Origin of the sequence: Desulfovibrio desulfuricans, assembly GCF_024460775.1 — a bacterium.
In the GTDB taxonomy this organism is placed as follows: Bacteria; Desulfobacterota; Desulfovibrionia; order Desulfovibrionales; family Desulfovibrionaceae; genus Desulfovibrio; species Desulfovibrio desulfuricans_E.
Genome location: NZ_JANFYZ010000004.1, coordinates 168,236 through 184,214, shown reverse-complemented (window position 1 = coordinate 184,214; position 15,979 = coordinate 168,236). Strand labels below are relative to the sequence as shown.

Below are 15,979 nucleotides of genomic sequence, written 5' to 3'. Positions count from 1 at the left end.
GCAAAAACCTATTTCAGCCATGGTCGCAGGCCGGTTACTTGAAGGGAAAGTACAGCTCCCACAGGTGCGAAAGCGGCAAAATAATGGCCATCGCGGGCAGCATGTTGATGACCGGGAATATCTTGATATCGCACATGCGCAGGCCCGTGGCCACAAAGATGACGCCGCCGCAGGCGGTAAAGTCGTTGAGCATGGCCGGGGTCATGAACGGGGCAATGGTGGTGGCCCCCATGTAGATGAGCGCCAGAATAATAAACTGCGGCACGGCGATAAGGCTTACGGAAAAGCCCATGAAGGAGCCGAAAACCACGCCCGTGAACATGTCCAGCGCGGCCTTGGTCAGCAGAATGTCGGGCTTGCCGGTGAGGCCTTCATGAAAGGCCCCCAAAAAGCCCATGCTGCCAAAGCAGAATGCCGCCACCAAGGTTATGACCATCAGGGAAAAGTTTTCGTCGCCCATGCGCTTGCTCTTAAGCAGGCTAAAAATGGCCCGCAGGAACTTTTGCAGCAGGGCCTCAGCATACATGATTTCGCCCACCATGGTGCCGAGAATAAGCGAAATCGTCACGGCGGGCAGTGCTGCGGCCTTACCCACAAGGCTTGCGCCCAGACACAGGGTTATGACGCCAAAGATGGAAGGCAGCGCCTTTTTGAGCCGTTCAGGAAAAATGTCGGCAAAAATAACGCCGATGATGCCGCCGATGAAAAGTCCGCCACTGTTCACAATTGGCCCGATCATATGCGTGCTCCGCGTAATGGCATAGAAATCGTTCTGGAAGGCGGACAGGAAAAGTGGTCTGTAGGCCGGTGTGAATCGATGTGGTGATGCCAGGGTTTGTTGCCCCGAAAACAGCAAGGGCGCAGGCGCGGGGCCGCCAGTACGCCGGGATTATCCCTCAGGCAGGATGACTTGGTGTGCGGTTTGGGTACCACAAGGCATTTTCGTTGACAATGCGCCCCCGTCAGAGGCGGCGCAGGAGCAGACAGGAGACAGTATGATTGTGAGAACATGGCACGGCTGCGTGCCTGTAGTTATGGGGGACGCCTTTGCCGGGCATCTGCGCAAAACGGGCGAAGACCACGCCAAAAGCGTTCATGGCAATCTGGGTGTTGCGGTCAAACGCATGACCTTTCGCGGATGGGAGCACTTTTTCTTTGCCACATGGTGGGATTCTCTGGAGGCCATAAAGGCCTTTGCGGGCGAAAATTACCAGCTTGCCGTGCACTATCCCGATGACGAACGCTTTGAGCTGGTGGCAGATCCTTATGTGTTCCACCACGAGGTAGATCAGATTACGCCCCTGTAAACGCAAATCTGGGCGCGCAGAATGGAGAGGCCGTGGTATACGCACTTATTGCTCTATGCGGCATTGTGGCAGGGGCCATCAGCGGGGTGGTGGGCACCGGGTCGTCCATAATCCTGCTGCCAGTGCTGAGTCTGGCCTTCGGCCCCAAGGCCGCCATTCCCATCATGGCTGTTGCCTCCATCGCGGGCAATGCCTCGCGGGTGGTGGCCTGGCGGCGGCAGATAAGCCTCAGGGCCTTTGCCTGCTATTCGGTAACTGCCGTGCCTGCGGCGGTGCTGGGTGTGCGGACTCTCTGGATCATGCCCGCGGAAATTTCCAACCTGTGCATTGGGCTGTTCTTTTTTGCGCTCATCGGTTTGCGCCGGGCCAGCCGTACGCGCGGCATGCATCTTGGCTCCCCGCAGATGGCCCTGGCGGGTGGTCTTGTGGGATATCTGACCGGGGTAGTGTATTCCACCGGGCCGCTGACCATTCCCATATTTGCCGGTTTTGGCCTCGCCAAGGGCGCGCTGCTCGCCACCGAGGCGGCCGCGTCCATTGCCGTGTATGTTGCCAAGGCTCTGGCCTTCGGCGCTGTGGGCGGCTTGCCCCTGCCAGTGCTGTGCAATGGTCTTGTGGTTGGGGCGGCGCTGGCTGTTGGTACCTTTCTGGGCAAGCGTTTTGTGCTTGGCATGTCTGAAGCGACCTTCCGCCTGCTTATTGATATCATGCTTGCCTGCGCGGGCCTTGTAATGACGGGCAGCGCGCTGTTTGGGTAGAGCAAATGCGGCACGGAAGCGGAATTTTCCCCTCTTCACAAAAACCTGCATGAGGCATAACAGACCCTGAACGAACTGGCGCCGCGGCAGAATTGCGCGGAACAAGGCCCGGCGCTGCATTTGCGGCACAGCAACAAACAGGGACACGACTCATGGCACAGCATTACATGAAATACGGCGACAGGGAATTTTCTGTGGAGCTTGGCAACGGCCTCATCGCGGCGGAGCTGCATTCCAATGCGGTTGCGCTGCCCGCAAAAAGCGCGCTGGAGCACATTAACGAAGCTCTGGATAATCCCATCGGTTCGCCCCGGCTTGAGGAAATGCTCAAACCCGGCCAGACGGTCTGCATTGTCGTGCCTGACTCCACCCGCCTGTGGCAGTCGCCCAATGTTTATGTTCCTGCTGTGGTGGCCCGTCTGAACAAATGCGGCATCCGCGATGCGGACATTCGTATACTCACGGCCACGGGCACGCACCGTCCCATGACGCGCGAGGAGCACATCGCCATCGTTTCCGAGGATATTTACAACCGTATTCAGGTTATTGACCACAAGTGCCGCGATGCGGCGGATATGGTCAAGGCGGGCGTGACCAGCAACGGCACGGAGGTGTGGTTTAACCGCTTTGCCATGGAGTGCGACCATATCATCCTGACCGGCGGCGTGGTGTATCACTTTCTGGCCGGGTACGGCGGCGGCCCCAAGTATCTGCTGCCCGGCATCGCCAGCTACGAGACCATCCAGCGGCACCACAACCTGGCCCTGAACAAGGGCTTTGGCAGCGGCACCAATGCGGCGGTGCGCAGCGCCAATATGGAAACTAGCAATATTTTTCACGCCGATCTTGAAGAAGCCGCCCTGCTGGCCAAGCCCAGCTTCCTGCTCAACGTGGTGGTGGACGACAATTACAACATCATCAAGGCCGTGGCTGGCGACATGGTGCAGGCCCATCGCGAGGCCTGCGCGCTGGTTGACGCCATCGACGGCGTCAACGTGGGAGAACGCACTCCTCTGGTTATAGCAAGCGCTGGCGGCGCACCCAAGGACATCAATTTTTACCAGACCATCAAGACCCTGGCCAACGCCCTTGCGGTGGTGAGCGAGGGCGGCACCATCATCATTCTGTCCGCCTGCACCGAGGGCTTTGGCAGCCCGGATACCCAGCATCAGATTTGCGATTTCGACAACATGGACGCACGCGAAAAAGACCTGCGCGAGAATTTTTCCATAGGCAGCTATGTGGGCTTTCTGTTTGCGGAGTCGGCGGAAAAGCACAACCTCATCATGGTCAGCTCCATGAATGCCGCAGATTTTGCCAAAACAAAGATCCACATTACCACAACGCTGGATGAAGCCCTTGCGCTGGCAAAAAAGCTGAACGGCGGCAAAGACCTGCGGGCAACACTGCTGCCCCACGGGGCCAATACCCTGCCCAAGCTTCAGACGCCCAGGCGCTAGTGGCCGGGCCATCCGCCAAGGGGCTGACAAGAATACACTCTGTATGCCCCTTGTAGAATGCAGTGCTTTGATCTGCGGAAAGGTTCTCAGTGCTGCAAAGAGGCCATCAGTGGACAAACAAAGTTCATTTGACTATCGTTAAAAAATAACACAACCGTTAATTTTCTTTTCAGGTTTTATCCCATTGCGTAACAGGATGCCGCTGCCTTTCGCTCAAATGAACGGATTGAGGCTATGACCGCCTCATTTCTTCCAGGTTGGAAGAATCCCCGCGCAAATGAGCTTATCCACGCCTTCAGGTGCTCACGTCGGCTGCAAACAGTCGGCATTTTGCTGTTAGCAGCACGTTTTTCCTGTTTTTCACGCATTCTTTCTGAATTAGCATGCCGCTGGCTGGTGCCTGCCCTTTGGGCAGTCACCGGTCTGGCGGCTTTTGCTGCTGCACCTCCCGTAGCTTCACATCCCCCATCCGGCGTACGTGTTCCCTGTTCCCCCTCTGTATGGCCTGTGCTGCCCCAGCCCCGCACCAACCCGTCAGTTCCGGCGGGCTTTGGTAGTTTCCCCGCCACCTATAGCCACCTCAAACACCCATGATCGAAATCAAAAACCTGTCAAAATTTTATGGAACAGTGCAGGTGCTGGACAGCATCAATCTGACCATCAACAAGGGCGATGTATACGGCCTTGTTGGACGTAGCGGTGCAGGAAAATCCACCTTGTTGCGCTGCATCAACGGACTGGAGAAATTTTCTTCCGGCGGTATCACGGTTAACGGCATTGCCATTGAAGGTCTCAATGACAACATGCTGCGCGAAACAAGAAAAAATATCGGAATGATATTTCAGAATTTTTCGCTCATTGATCGCAAATCTGTTTACGACAATGTAGCCCTCCCCATGCAGTGCTGGCATAAACCTGTGCCGCAGCAAAAGGACAAGATTGAGTATGTTATTGAACTTGTAGGCCTTGCAGACAAAATAAATACCAAAACCAGAGATTTGAGCGGCGGTCAAAAACAGCGAGTGGCCATTGCGCGCGCGATGGTCATGGATCCGGCCATTCTGCTGAGCGATGAAGCCACCTCGGCCCTTGACCCCAGAACTACCGATGAAATCCTCGAGTTGCTCATGGGTCTCAATGAAAAACTTGGGGTCACCATTATTGCCGTTACCCACCAGATGTCTGTGGTGCGCAAAATCTGCACAAAGATGGCCATTCTGGAGAATGGCAGATGCGACACCACGGGCGATGTGCGCGAAATATTTATCCAGCAGCCGCCCGCCCTCATCAATCTGCTGGGTGAAGGAGAGGTGGAAATTCCGGCTGAGGGTTGTACGGTTCAGATTGTCACATTGGAGCAGCGCACCCAGCAGGAGCTCTTCTACAGAATGTCGTGCGATGTGGGGCACCCTTATCATCTGCTGGACAGCAAGGTGTCACGCCACAGGGGTGGCGTATATGGGGTGTTTGCCCTGAATTTCCCGAGTGAACGCGCGGATGTATTCCTGTCTTTTTTTCAGAAACAGGGCGTGCCCTGCAAAATTATTTCGCGGTAGGTTGCTGCAATGGTTGATTATCCTATGGAAGTTGTTTGGGCAAAGATACTTCTTCCCGCGCTTGTGGCCTCAGGCAAGATGCTGCTTTTTGGCTCGCTTCTCGGTGGTTTTTTTGGCTTTTTGCTTGCAGTTTCGCTGTTTGTGACCGGGCAGAACGGCCTCAGGCCAAACCCCAGAACCTATCAGGTGCTCAGCGCGCTGGTAAGCAGCATACGTTCCTTTCCTTTCGTGGTACTGATCGTGGCCATCATTCCTGTTACACGGTTTGTAACATCTTCTTCCATTGGCTGGGTGTCGGCCCTGCTGCCGCTTACTGTGGCCTCCACCCCGTTTTTTGGCAGAATGTTTGAGAACAGCCTGAAAGAAGTAAACCCTGCCCTCATTGAAGCCGCGCATTCATTCGGCGCCAGTAATTTTCAGATTATTTTTCGGGTAGTTGTGCCCGCCACTCTCCCCTCGCTCATCAGTGCGTCCGTGCTTGGGGTCATTCATATGCTTGGGCTTTCTACCATTGCCGGGACAATGGGAGCAGGCGGCGTGGGGGCTTCGGCACTCATTTACGGCTACCAGAGCTTTAACGACACTGTAATGTATCTTCTAGTTTTTATAATGTTTGTTATCGTCATGGGTATTCAGGCTATAGGAGACAGGCTGTACAAGTCTGCAAGCTGACATGGCGCGCCGCAATAAAGTTAGCACAAAGCTACCAGCATATAATAAATGATGAAAAAGGAATTTCACCAATGAAAAAGATTTTTGTTCTGCTTTCCGTCCTTGCCCTGTTGTGTCTGACCGCCTGCAATGAAACAAAGGAAAGTTCCAAGGCAGAGGCAAGCGCACAGCCAAAAACGTTGCGACTGGCCTGCATGGCCTACAATGAGCCAGAAGTTCAGGCAGGGGTGAAGGCACTTGAAGCCATGAACTACAAGGTTCAAGTAATTGTTCTGCAAAATGCAACAATAATGTTTGAAGCCATCGACAATAACGAAATTGATGCCTCCCTGCACGCTCACAAGCCCTGGATGGACAGCTACAATAAAACAAAATCAAAAAGCATAACCATGCTTACGCCGTATATTCATAAAAACGTCTTTGGTATTTTTTCCTCAAAGCATAAAAATATCAGTGAAATAAAAGAAGGTGCCAGCATAGCCATTCCGCAGGACGAATCCAACATGAGCCGCTCTCTGTTTCTGCTGGAGGAACTGGGTTTCATCAAGCTCAAGCCCGGCGTCACCAATCCCACCGACCTTGATATCGAAAGCAACATAAAACAAATCGAGATCATAAAGCTCGATACGCATCAGGTTATTTCTGCCCTTCAGGATGTTGACGCGGCATGCAGCGCCAAGCTTTTTATCGTGAGCAACAAGGTGGCTGACTTTACAGAACTGGCCCAGTCCAGCGATCTGGACAAGTTTGGCGTGGGCTTCACTGTTTCCAGCGCCAACAAGGACGCCCCGTGGACCAGGGATCTCATCAAGGCATATACCACTGAAGATGTTCGCAATGCCATCAATTCCCTGTACAAGGGCGGCAGCGTTGCCGGGTTCTAGCAGCCTTCAGCGCGGCGTATCTGGCGTTGTTTATCGTGCCGGATGCGGATTGTTGTCATTGATCCTAACCCTGCCGCGCAATGGCAGGACAAAAGTGTAATCATATAGGCAAATGCACTTTGCTAAACAGGATGCTGCCATGAAAATCACCAAGATCGACATAGTGATACTGGATACCCCCAATAACCCGCCCCTGTGGCGACCGGTCCTTTGCCGTGTGTACACGGATAACGGCCTTTATGGCGATGGCGAGGCCGCACTTGCTTATGGGCGGGGCGCGTATGCTGCCTTTGGCATGATCCGCGAGCTTGCGCCCCTGTTGATCGGCAAAAATCCTCTGGACAATGAACCCATATGGGAAACACTCTATAAATCCACATTCTGGGGGCAGAATGGCGGAGCCGTGGCTTTTGCCGGTATTTCAGCCCTTGATGTGGCCCTTTGGGATATCAAGGGTAAATACTACAAAGAACCGGTGTACAGGTTGCTCGGCGGCAAAAGACGTGAAAAACTGCGCTGTTATGCCAGCCAGTTGCAGTTTGGCTGGGATGAAGACGGTAAAAAGGCGGCAGTCAGCCCGGATGATTACGCGCGCTATGCCAAAAAAGCAGTTGGTGATGGCTATGATGCCATCAAGATTGATTTTTATGCCTTTGATGATAAGGGCAACCGCACCAACAGCGAACAAACCACCCGTCTTCAGCCGCCGCATGTCATGCGCATGCTGCGCGATCGCATCAGCGCCGTGCGCGAAGCCATTGGCCCGGATGTGGATCTGATAATGGAAAACCACTCCTACACGGATGTGCAGTCTGCCATCCAGATCGGGAACATGGCCAAGGAATATGGCATTCTGATTTTTGAAGAACCTTGCACCCCGGAACCGTCACTGAACAAATACGTCCACGACAATCTGGGCATTCCCATTGCTCAGGGGGAGCGCATCTATGGCAGATGGGGGTTTGCTCCGTACTTTCACAATGCCTCCATTCAGATGATCCAGCCGGACATCGGCAACTGCGGCGGCATAACCGAAGCAAAAAAAATATGTGATATGGCCCACACCTATGACGTGGGTGTACAGGTGCACGTGTGCTCAAGCCCCCTGCTTACGGCAGCGTCCCTGCATCTTGAGGCGGTGATTCCCAATTTCACCATCCACGAGCACCATGTATACAACTTGCACGGCTACAACAAACGCCTGTGCAAGTATGACTACCAGCCGGTGAACGGCATGTTCAGCATCCCGGATCTGCCCGGTCTTGGCAATGAGCTGAACCCCTGCGTTTTTGAAGAAGGCACACTGGTTACGGTAGAATAACTGGCAGTCTGGCTGAAGGTGGGCTGCCGGGAGCTGTTTAAGCTCGCACAACCCGCTGCTGATACTTCCCTGGCATAAAAGAGCGGGCATACGGCCAAGTAGATACACGCTCTTTTATGCCAGCGTTGATAACGCCCACTGCATTGCCGCCAGCTTGCGGAACAAGCGCCGCTCCCCTCATGCCTGCAATCGTCGGCATCGGTGAATGACTTGGACAAATGTAGAAAATGCGATATGTCCCAATAATGTGTTTTATGGGGGGGAGTATGCGCTTTATCTATAATCCTTGTACAGACGCCTCGTTCAATCTGGCGGCGGAAGAATGGCTGCTGCGCAATAGCGAAACCGACATTTTTATGCTCTGGCGTAATGCGGCTTCTGTTATTGTGGGGCGGAACCAGAACTCCCACTCCGAGATCAACGCCGATTATGTGCAGCAGCACGGCATCCCCGTTGTGCGCAGACTCACCGGCGGGGGAGCTGTTTTTCATGATCTGGGGAATATCAACTTTACCTTCATCAGCCTGAACAACCATTCAGGGTTGCTGGATTTCAAGCGCTTTGCCACGCCCATTACCGAAGCGCTCAATGCCCTTGGCGTCCCCTGTGAATTCAATGGCCGCAACGACATGGTCGTTGGCGAAAGCAAAATTTCCGGCAACGCGCAGCACATGCACCGCGACCGCCTGCTGCACCACGGCACCCTGCTGTATTCTGCCAACCTGGATTCTGTCTGTGCCGCGCTCAAGCCCAGCCCCGCAAAATACATTGATAAATCAGTCAAAAGCGTGCGTGGTCGTGTGGGCAATATTGTGGATTTTTTGCCCCAACCCATGCCCATTGAGGAATTCATAAACTACCTCATGCGCTTTGTGGCCGGGGAGGATTGGTCGGGGCAGACTGCCTTGAGCGCGGAAGAAATAACCGCCATTGAGGCTCTGGCAGAAGAACGCTACCGCTCCTGGTACTGGAATTTTGGCTATTCACCCAATTACGCCTTTGAACGCAGCACAAAGACCCCTGGCGGCGTACTTGACGTACACATGGATGTGCGTGACGGAATAATCGCCGATATCCGTCTGTTCGGCGACTATTTTGGCGTTCGGGATGTGACCGAACTTGAAGACATGCTCTGCGGATGCAGGCACGAACGTGGGGCTCTGGAACATCGGCTGGCTCTGGTGCACATTGACGCATTCATTCAGGGCATTGGCGATCGCATGTTTCTGGATTGCCTTTTTTAGTTGGCGCGACAGCGGTAAAGGGTTCAACGCGCTGGCGTCCAGCCCTGTTTTTAGGTTGTATTAATTTACGTATATTTTATTTACTTTATTTCCCGGGCTTTTTCCCATACTTTCCTGTTTGCCATATGCGCTCCAGCAGCGTGTTGCAGGTCTGCTTGGCAGGGTGATCCTCTGCGCGTGGTCTGATTCTGCGGGCTGATGTGTGCTTTTGAAAATTTTTCTGACTTGCGCGAGACGTTTGGATGTGGCAGTGCATAACATCTGGTGCCAAAATTAGTTTTGGGTTGGCACCATGCAGACGGCAAGAAAGTGTCAACTGCAAGCTGGCAACGCACACAATGGGGGCATTACAATGAGCGCTTCTACCAGAGACCTTGTTGGTATAATCATCAACCGCACCTCCCGCACATGGCGTACCAAGCTTGACGAGCGTCTTTCCCATCTGGGACTGACCCAGGCGCGCTGGCTGGTGCTCATGCACTTGTCGCGGATGAACGGTAAGGCCCTGCAAAAGGATCTGGCCGTTTCTGTGGGCGTGGAAGGCCCCACCCTGGTGCGGGTACTGGATGGCCTTGAACGCATGGGCCTTGTGGAGCGTGTGGGTGTGGAGGGCGACAGGCGCGCCAGACGGATATGTCTGACCCCCAAAGCGGACAACGTCATCACAGATATCCTGAATATTGGCAACCAATTGCGCACTGAAGCCCTGACGGGTATAGCCGATGCAGACCTTGAAGTTTTTTATAGCGTGATGGAAGTCATCCTGGCCAATCTGCTGTCCGCATCAGCAAAGTAGCGCTTGGTGCGCCTTTACAGCAGCGTTTATTATCCCCGGCATACTTGGGATGGCGCAGGCGCGCGGCCTGTTTGTTCAGCGCCTGTGCAGCAGGTGGGGCAGAGCCGTTGCGCAGAAAATACCGCCCAGAATGGCAAGGGCGCTCACCAGTAGCCGCAGGCCCAGAACTTCATTCATGAGCATGGTGCCGCCAAGGGCGGTGATGAGCGGTACGCTCAACTGCACCACAGCGGCAGAGGGCACGCTGAGCCAGCGCAAAACAGCATACCAGAGCACATAGCCAAGAGCCGAAGCCAGAGCTCCGGCAGCCAGGGCGCAGGCAACGCCTGCCCACGGCCACGCGGCGGGCATGCCAGCCTGGTCAAAGGCCGCAGCCCAAGCTAACAGCACTACAGCCAGCGGCACACAGCGGATAAAATTGCCAGCCGTGGCCGCAGCGGCATTGCCGCCCCCCCTGCCGTAAATTGTATAGGCCGCCCAGCACAGGCCAGAGCAGAAAATGACCGTAGCAGCCCCTGCTGGCGGCGCATCAAGCCCCGGAAGCAGCAGATAGACCAGGCCTGCCATGGCAAGCCCAATGCCCAGGCTCTGGGCCTTGCCGGGATGTTGCCCCAGCCGCAGCCCGGCCACGAGCATGCCAGCCTGCACGGCCACGGCAATAACCAGAGCGCCCGCCCCGGCAGATAGCCGAACATAAGCCCAGGAAAAGCAGGCCATATAGCCAAACAGCGCCAGCGCCGCGCCCCAGCTGCCGGCACGCAGCGGGTTGCCGCCGCGCCGCATCTGGAGCAGCCAGAGCATGGCAGCGGCAGAAATGGCCCTCAGGGCCGTATATACAGAGGGATTCAGGGGATGAGCGTTTTGCCCTTCGGCAAGCGCAAAACGGCAGAGCAGGGAGTTGGCGGCAAAAAGAATCATGACCAGGGTCGTCAAGGCCGCCACCACCAAGGGGGAAGCATGCGTCTTGACTGTCGCGTTGCCAGCCCTGACGCCCACACGCATCAGTCAATCCGCCGTGCGCCCTGCAACTTGCGGAACACCGTACTGCGGTTGATCTGGAACAGCTCCGCCACGCGCTGCACAGAGCCGTGCACTTCAATGGCCTTGAGCAGAAAATCCCGCTCCATTTCAGCCATGATATCGCGCAGGGGGCGGCGGGCGGCGAGGATGTCCTCGGTATAGCACGAGGCTTCACGGGGTGCGCCGGATATCTGCGGCGGCAGGTCGCGCGGGGAAATCAGCGGCCCGCTGAGCGTGATGACCAGACTGTGCACAAGGTTTTGCAGCTCACGCACGTTGCCGGGCCAGGAATAGGCCGTCATGATGTCGAGGGTCACGTCCATAAAGGCCATGGCCTTGTGGTATTTGGCAGTGTACTGGGCGAGGTAGTGTTCTGCCAGGGCGCGCACGTCTTCCTGCCTTTCGCGCAGTGGGGGGATGCGCACCGTGGCAACATTGAGGCGGTAGTACAGGTCGCGGCGGAAGGTCCCGGCCTCCACGCTTTCGGCCAGATCGCGGTTGGTGGCGGCAATGATGCGCACGTCCACCTTGCGCGGGCTGGAAGCGCCCACCCGCATGATTTCTCCGTCCTGGAGCACGCGTAAGAGCCGCGTCTGCATGGAAAGCGGCAACTCGCCCACTTCGTCCAGAAAGATGGTGCTGCCATCGGCAATTTCAAAATATCCGGCCTTGCCCTTGTTGGAAGCGCCCGTGAACGCCCCCGGCATGTAGCCGAACAGCTCGGATTCTGTGAGCGATTCAGAAATGCCGCCGCAGTCAACCTTGAGCAGGATTTTATCGTTGCGGGCCGATTGGGAGTGGGTGTAGCGGGCAAACACGTCCTTGCCCGCGCCGGTCTCGCCCAGAATAAGCACGGTCGCGTCCGTGTCCGCAAAGCGGCGCAGCAGGGAAACCACATCGCCCATGGCCCGGCTGGCATACACAGGTTCGCGCGATTTTGCCGCGCCCTGCGCAATGTAGGCCAACTGGTCGTTGATCTGGTCAATAAGCTTGCACTGCCCGGCCACCTGGGTCTGCAACTGGGCGAGCAGGGTGACATCGCGCGCAAACGTGACCACCAGACACAGATCCCCCTTGGCATCAAAAACGGGAAAGCCCGTAAGCACAAGCTTTTTACCGTTTTTGAGCTGCTGCACATGGGTGGTGGGCCTGCCCGTGCGCACGATCTCCGGGTTCAGGATGCAGTCAAACGTGCCTTCCTGTACCAGATCGCGCACATTCTTGCCGCGTATCTGTTCCTGGGTCAGCCCGGTCAGCTGCTCGTACATGCGGTTGACCCGCAGGCTGGTGCCAGAGGCGTCGCTTATAAAAACGCCTTCAGGCAGGGCGTCGAGTATGCGCTCCACATGTTTTGATAGAAGCTCGGAAGATTTGCATGCCATAGGTCGTCAGTTTGGGGTAAGTGGTTATCAGTGGGGTATGCGGAGCCGATCGCCCAGGATGCCCTGCGCCACAGCCTGAAGCCTGTTCATGTGCTCTGTTTCCAGCTTTACATCGCCCATGGGCACGGGCCTGTCGAGAAACTGGTATTTTTGCGTACCAAGGCGGTGGTAGGGCAGCATTTCGTATTCCACCCGCTCAAAAGGCTTGAGGAATCCGGCAATGGCGGCAATGGCTTCTTCGCTGTCGTTAAAGCCGGGAATTATCGGTGTGCGTGCCAGTATGGGCAGATCGGGAAATTCTTCTGCCAGAATGCGAAAATTTTCGAGGATACGCCTGTTGGGCAGGCCTGTCTGCGCTTCGTGCACTGCGCTGTCCATGTGCTTGATGTCGAACAGCACGTAATTGAGGTATGGCGCGGCCTCGCGGATGGTATCAGGCGAAACCATGCCGCAGGTTTCAACCGCGGTTTTGATGCGCCGGGTGCGGGCCTCGCGCAGCAGGGCCACGGCAAATTCCCCTTGCAATAGGGGTTCGCCTCCCGAAAGGGTCAGGCCGCCTCCAGAGCGGGCGTAGAAGGCCATATCTTGTTCAACGACATTCAGCACATCATCCACCGTACGCTCTTTGCCATAAACCAGCAAACCCTGGGCGGGGCAGGCAGCGGCGCAGGGCAGATCGCATTCGGCGCAGCGGCTGCGGTCAATGTTCAGCTTGTCGTCATCACCCAGGGTGATGGAGCCGTGCGGACAGGCCACAATGCAGTGCCCGCACTTGGAAACGCCCAGGCAGCGTCCGGCATTGAATGCCAGCTCCGGTTCGCGTTTTTGCGATTCAGGGTTGCTGCACCAGCGGCAGGAAAGGGCACAGCCCTTGAGAAAGACAATGGTTCTTATGCCGGGGCCGTCATGAACCGAATATTTCTGTATGTTAAAAACCATGCCCCGCTGTTGGCTGTCTTCCAGGCACATAAACCCTTCCTTTATGAAAAAAGCGCGGCAGCCCGGATGCTGAGGCTGCCGCGCGGTTGAATATTACATCACGTCGTGTTCAGTACGGGCAATCAGGTCGTTCTGCAGGTCGGGCGACAGATCCACAAAGTAGGCGCTGTACCCGGCAATGCGCACGATGAGGTTGCGGTACTTCTGCGGGTCTTTCTGCGCGGCCACCAGGGTCTGCTTGTTCACCACGTTGAACTGCACATGCCAGAGCTTGAGGTCGCAGAAGGTGCGGATAAAGGACACCAGCTTTTCCGTGCCCTGTTCGCCTTCCACGCACTTGGGCGTGAACTTGATGTTCAGCATGCGGGCGGCGCGGTCGCGCATGCCCATGTTCTTGGTCTGGTAGTTGGAGAGCAGCACGGCGGTGGGGCCGTTGACGTCCGCGCCGTGCGAAGCCGAGGAGCCGTCGGAAAGCGGGAAGCCGTCGGTACGGCCATTGGGCGTGGCGGAAACCACCTTGCCGAAGGGCACGTGCGAGGTGAAGGGCACGTAGCGCACATCGTTGTGGATGCCCAGCTCCTTCATGGAGTACTTTCCGCCGTATTCCACAGAAATCTTGTCGATTTCGCGGCCAATGGCGTCGGCGTATTCATCGTTGTTGCCGTAGCAGGGGGCGGAACGCAACATGGCGCGCACGTCGTCGTAGCCTTCAAAGTTGGCGTCAATGGCTGCCAGCAGCTTGTCCATGCTCAGTTTCTTTTCTTCAAACACCAGCTTTTTCACGGCGGCGAGGGAGTCCACGACCGTGCCAAGGCCCATGTATTCAAAGTAGCCCAGGTTGATGCCTTCGGGGATATGTTCCTGATGCAGGTCAATGCAGTGCTTCATGCACAGGTCGTGCATGGCCGAGCCCATGGGCTGGGCAAAGTGCTGGGCGCGCAGCTTGTTGATGATGTACTGCTGGGTAAAGGCCGCCTTGAGGAACAGCAGGTGCTGCTGCACGTAGGCGTTCCAGAATTCGTCCCAGGTCTTGAAGTTGCGCGGGTCGCCGGTTTCAACGCCCAGCAGCTGGTCGCCGTATTTTTTCATGCGGCCATTGCGCAGCACCATTTCCACGGCAGCGGCAAAGTTGATGTATGCGCCGCCGGAGGTATAGGTGTCGCGGTTGGGCATGCGGGCTTCGGTGCAGCCGGAAACCGCGTAGTCCAGGGCTTCCTCAAAGGTCGCGCCCTTGGAAACGTAGAGGGGCACGATTTCTTCGTCATTGATGAGCTTGGGGAAGCCGGAACCGTACTTGATGGTTTCGGCCACGTCCCACAGGTAGCGCTCAGGCGCGCGGGAGTGGATGCGGGCCGCGAGGTCGGGGTAATGCAGCGGGAACTCGCGTTTGGACTTGAGGATCAGGTAGGTCAGCGCGTTGCTGGCGTCGCGCCCATCGGTGGTCTGGCCGCCAACTGTCACGGCTTCCCAGTGGGCATAACCTTCGTTGAAAGCGCCGCCGGTGGGCGAAATGTACATGTCGATGAACTCGGCCATGCCTACCCACATGCATTCCAGCAGTTCCGTGGCCTGGGCATCGGTGATTTTGCCTTCGGCGCGGTCTTTGGCGTAGAAGGGGAAGAAGTACTGGTCCATGCGACCATTGGAGATCGTGGTGCCGGTCTTCTGCTCAATGCGCGAGAACATCTGGGTGAACCACTGGCTCTGGCAGGCTTCCCAGAAGTCGCGGGCGGGTTCGCCGGGCACGTGGTCTGCATTGTCGGCCATGCGCAGCAGTTCGGCCTTGCGGGTGGGGTCGGATTCCTTGGCGGCCATTTCGCGGGCAAGCACGGCGTGGCGCTTGGCCCACAGCACGATGGCATCGCACACGATGACGATGGCTTCAAGGAAGGGGCGCTTTTCGCAGGCGTCCTTGCAGCTCAGGGGATCAAGGGCGTCCAGCTTGTCTTGGGCTTCCTTCTTGATGCTGTTAAAGCCGCGCTTCAGGATCTTTTCATAGTCGTGCACCCACTGGATGGACGAACGGAAGGACGAAGTTTCGTTGACGATAAAGCGCGAGATAAGCCCCATGGGGTCGTCATAGGTCAGTTTGTGGATCTCGGCGGGCAGAGCGGCGTTAAGGGCCTCATGGTAGGTTTTGCCCTTCCAGTACGGCGCAATTTCTTCAATAACGCGCTTGGCGTCTTCAGGCGTGATCGTGGCGGGCGAGGTCTTGCGGGTGGGCAGATCGCGCACGGCGATATCCAGAAAATCGCCGTCCAGTTCGGGATACAGAATACCGTAACGGCCGTCGCAACCGGCGCGGCCAAGCAGCAACTGGTCTTCCTGCACGTAGACGGTCATGTTTTTCGCAATGTGCATGAGGGCCTTTGCCCATCGCAGTACCAGGGGCTGACCGTCTGTCTCCTGCATGGATTGGGTGAAGTACAGCGCGCGTTCAATGTCGATGCGCGGCTTCTGGCCCTCAAAGCGCTCCAGCAGCTTGAAAACGCGGGTGTGGGTTTTGCGGAACTTGTCTTCCCTGCCCTCAATCTTGTCGTACAAACGCTGTTCCTGGGGGGACCGGCATTCGCAAGTGGTGGTGCTCATCACGCTACTCCTGAAATATGAATATGTGGCGCGCGGTGCTGTTGTGGTGCC

14 protein-coding genes are annotated in these 15,979 nt (G+C 56.4%); 9 read left to right on the top strand and 5 right to left on the bottom strand.

Going from position 1 to position 15,979, the window contains the following annotated elements; genetic code table 11:
- Positions 1 to 34: 34 nt before the first annotated feature.
- Complete coding sequence (locus NE637_RS06605) at positions 35 to 739, bottom strand: DUF554 domain-containing protein (RefSeq protein WP_192113422.1); 705 nt, start codon at positions 737 to 739, stop codon at positions 35 to 37.
- A 256-nt stretch (positions 740 to 995) separates the two neighbouring features.
- Between NE637_RS06605 and NE637_RS06600 the strand changes: the two genes are divergently transcribed.
- The 9 genes from NE637_RS06600 to NE637_RS06560 all read left to right on the top strand — a co-directional run bounded on the left by NE637_RS06600 (position 996) and on the right by NE637_RS06560 (position 9,998).
- Positions 996 to 1,307 (top strand): hypothetical protein, encoded by a 312-nt coding sequence (locus NE637_RS06600; protein ID WP_227118117.1) that lies wholly within the window; start codon positions 996 to 998, stop codon positions 1,305 to 1,307.
- 32 nt (positions 1,308 to 1,339) lie between these two features.
- Positions 1,340 to 2,065 (top strand): sulfite exporter TauE/SafE family protein, encoded by a 726-nt coding sequence (locus tag NE637_RS06595; protein ID WP_227118116.1) that lies wholly within the window; start codon positions 1,340 to 1,342, stop codon positions 2,063 to 2,065.
- 152 nt (positions 2,066 to 2,217) lie between these two features.
- Positions 2,218 to 3,525, top strand: a complete 1,308-nt coding sequence (locus tag NE637_RS06590) for a lactate racemase domain-containing protein (protein ID WP_227118115.1) — start codon at positions 2,218 to 2,220, stop codon at positions 3,523 to 3,525.
- Positions 3,526 to 4,115: 590 nt separating this feature from the next.
- Positions 4,116 to 5,081 (top strand): methionine ABC transporter ATP-binding protein, encoded by a 966-nt coding sequence (locus NE637_RS06585; protein WP_227118114.1) that lies wholly within the window; start codon positions 4,116 to 4,118, stop codon positions 5,079 to 5,081.
- 9 nt (positions 5,082 to 5,090) lie between these two features.
- Positions 5,091 to 5,753 carry a methionine ABC transporter permease gene (locus NE637_RS06580; RefSeq protein ID WP_227118113.1) on the top strand — a complete coding sequence of 221 codons (663 nt, stop codon included), beginning with the start codon at positions 5,091 to 5,093 and terminating at the stop codon, positions 5,751 to 5,753.
- A 71-nt stretch (positions 5,754 to 5,824) separates the two neighbouring features.
- Positions 5,825 to 6,637: a MetQ/NlpA family ABC transporter substrate-binding protein gene (locus NE637_RS06575; RefSeq protein WP_227118112.1), complete on the top strand. Its 813-nt coding sequence runs from the start codon at positions 5,825 to 5,827 to the stop codon at positions 6,635 to 6,637.
- Between the two features lie 139 nt (positions 6,638 to 6,776).
- Positions 6,777 to 7,958, top strand: a complete 1,182-nt coding sequence (locus NE637_RS06570; protein ID WP_215646967.1) for a mandelate racemase/muconate lactonizing enzyme family protein — start codon at positions 6,777 to 6,779, stop codon at positions 7,956 to 7,958.
- Positions 7,959 to 8,224: 266 nt separating this feature from the next.
- Positions 8,225 to 9,202 carry a lipoate--protein ligase gene (gene lplA, locus NE637_RS06565; RefSeq protein WP_192113426.1) on the top strand — a complete coding sequence of 326 codons (978 nt, stop codon included), beginning with the start codon at positions 8,225 to 8,227 and terminating at the stop codon, positions 9,200 to 9,202.
- A gap of 352 nt (positions 9,203 to 9,554) precedes the next feature.
- On the top strand, positions 9,555 to 9,998 hold the full coding sequence (locus NE637_RS06560) for a MarR family transcriptional regulator (protein WP_192113427.1): 444 nt from the start codon (positions 9,555 to 9,557) through the stop codon (positions 9,996 to 9,998).
- Positions 9,999 to 10,073: 75 nt separating this feature from the next.
- On the opposite strand, the gene NE637_RS06555 is transcribed toward NE637_RS06560, so the two are convergent.
- The 4 genes from NE637_RS06555 to hpsG form a co-directional block, all read right to left on the bottom strand.
- Positions 10,074 to 11,000 carry a DMT family transporter gene (locus tag NE637_RS06555; RefSeq protein ID WP_227118111.1) on the bottom strand — a complete coding sequence of 309 codons (927 nt, stop codon included), beginning with the start codon at positions 10,998 to 11,000 and terminating at the stop codon, positions 10,074 to 10,076.
- Positions 11,000 to 12,400 carry a sigma-54 interaction domain-containing protein gene (locus tag NE637_RS06550; protein WP_192113429.1) on the bottom strand — a complete coding sequence of 467 codons (1,401 nt, stop codon included), beginning with the start codon at positions 12,398 to 12,400 and terminating at the stop codon, positions 11,000 to 11,002. Before NE637_RS06550 ends, NE637_RS06555 begins: the two co-directional genes overlap by 1 nt.
- Positions 12,401 to 12,427: 27 nt before the next feature.
- Positions 12,428 to 13,369: a (2S)-3-sulfopropanediol dehydratase activating enzyme gene (gene hpsH / locus NE637_RS06545; RefSeq protein WP_227118109.1), complete on the bottom strand. Its 942-nt coding sequence runs from the start codon at positions 13,367 to 13,369 to the stop codon at positions 12,428 to 12,430.
- A gap of 63 nt (positions 13,370 to 13,432) precedes the next feature.
- Positions 13,433 to 15,928 (bottom strand): (2S)-3-sulfopropanediol dehydratase, encoded by a 2,496-nt coding sequence (hpsG, locus tag NE637_RS06540; protein WP_215646963.1) that lies wholly within the window; start codon positions 15,926 to 15,928, stop codon positions 13,433 to 13,435.
- Positions 15,929 to 15,979 lie beyond the last annotated feature (51 nt).

Excerpts from the sequence above, each read along its gene's own strand:
- lplA (WP_192113426.1), top strand. The coding sequence starts at position 8,225 with ATGCGCTTTATCTATAATCCTTGTACAGACGCCTCGTTCAATCTGGCG.
- NE637_RS06600 (WP_227118117.1), top strand. The coding sequence starts at position 996 with ATGATTGTGAGAACATGGCACGGCTGCGTGCCTGTAGTTATGGGGGAC.
- NE637_RS06575 (WP_227118112.1), top strand. The coding sequence starts at position 5,825 with ATGAAAAAGATTTTTGTTCTGCTTTCCGTCCTTGCCCTGTTGTGTCTG.
- hpsG (WP_215646963.1), bottom strand. The coding sequence starts at position 15,928 with ATGAGCACCACCACTTGCGAATGCCGGTCCCCCCAGGAACAGCGTTTG.
- NE637_RS06555 (WP_227118111.1), bottom strand. The coding sequence starts at position 11,000 with ATGCGTGTGGGCGTCAGGGCTGGCAACGCGACAGTCAAGACGCATGCT.
- NE637_RS06560 (WP_192113427.1), top strand. The coding sequence starts at position 9,555 with ATGAGCGCTTCTACCAGAGACCTTGTTGGTATAATCATCAACCGCACC.
- NE637_RS06605 (WP_192113422.1), bottom strand. The coding sequence starts at position 739 with ATGATCGGGCCAATTGTGAACAGTGGCGGACTTTTCATCGGCGGCATC.
- NE637_RS06580 (WP_227118113.1), top strand. The coding sequence starts at position 5,091 with ATGGTTGATTATCCTATGGAAGTTGTTTGGGCAAAGATACTTCTTCCC.
- NE637_RS06570 (WP_215646967.1), top strand. The coding sequence starts at position 6,777 with ATGAAAATCACCAAGATCGACATAGTGATACTGGATACCCCCAATAAC.
- NE637_RS06590 (WP_227118115.1), top strand. The coding sequence starts at position 2,218 with ATGGCACAGCATTACATGAAATACGGCGACAGGGAATTTTCTGTGGAG.
- hpsH (WP_227118109.1), bottom strand. The coding sequence starts at position 13,369 with ATGTGCCTGGAAGACAGCCAACAGCGGGGCATGGTTTTTAACATACAG.
- NE637_RS06585 (WP_227118114.1), top strand. The coding sequence starts at position 4,116 with ATGATCGAAATCAAAAACCTGTCAAAATTTTATGGAACAGTGCAGGTG.
- NE637_RS06550 (WP_192113429.1), bottom strand. The coding sequence starts at position 12,400 with ATGGCATGCAAATCTTCCGAGCTTCTATCAAAACATGTGGAGCGCATA.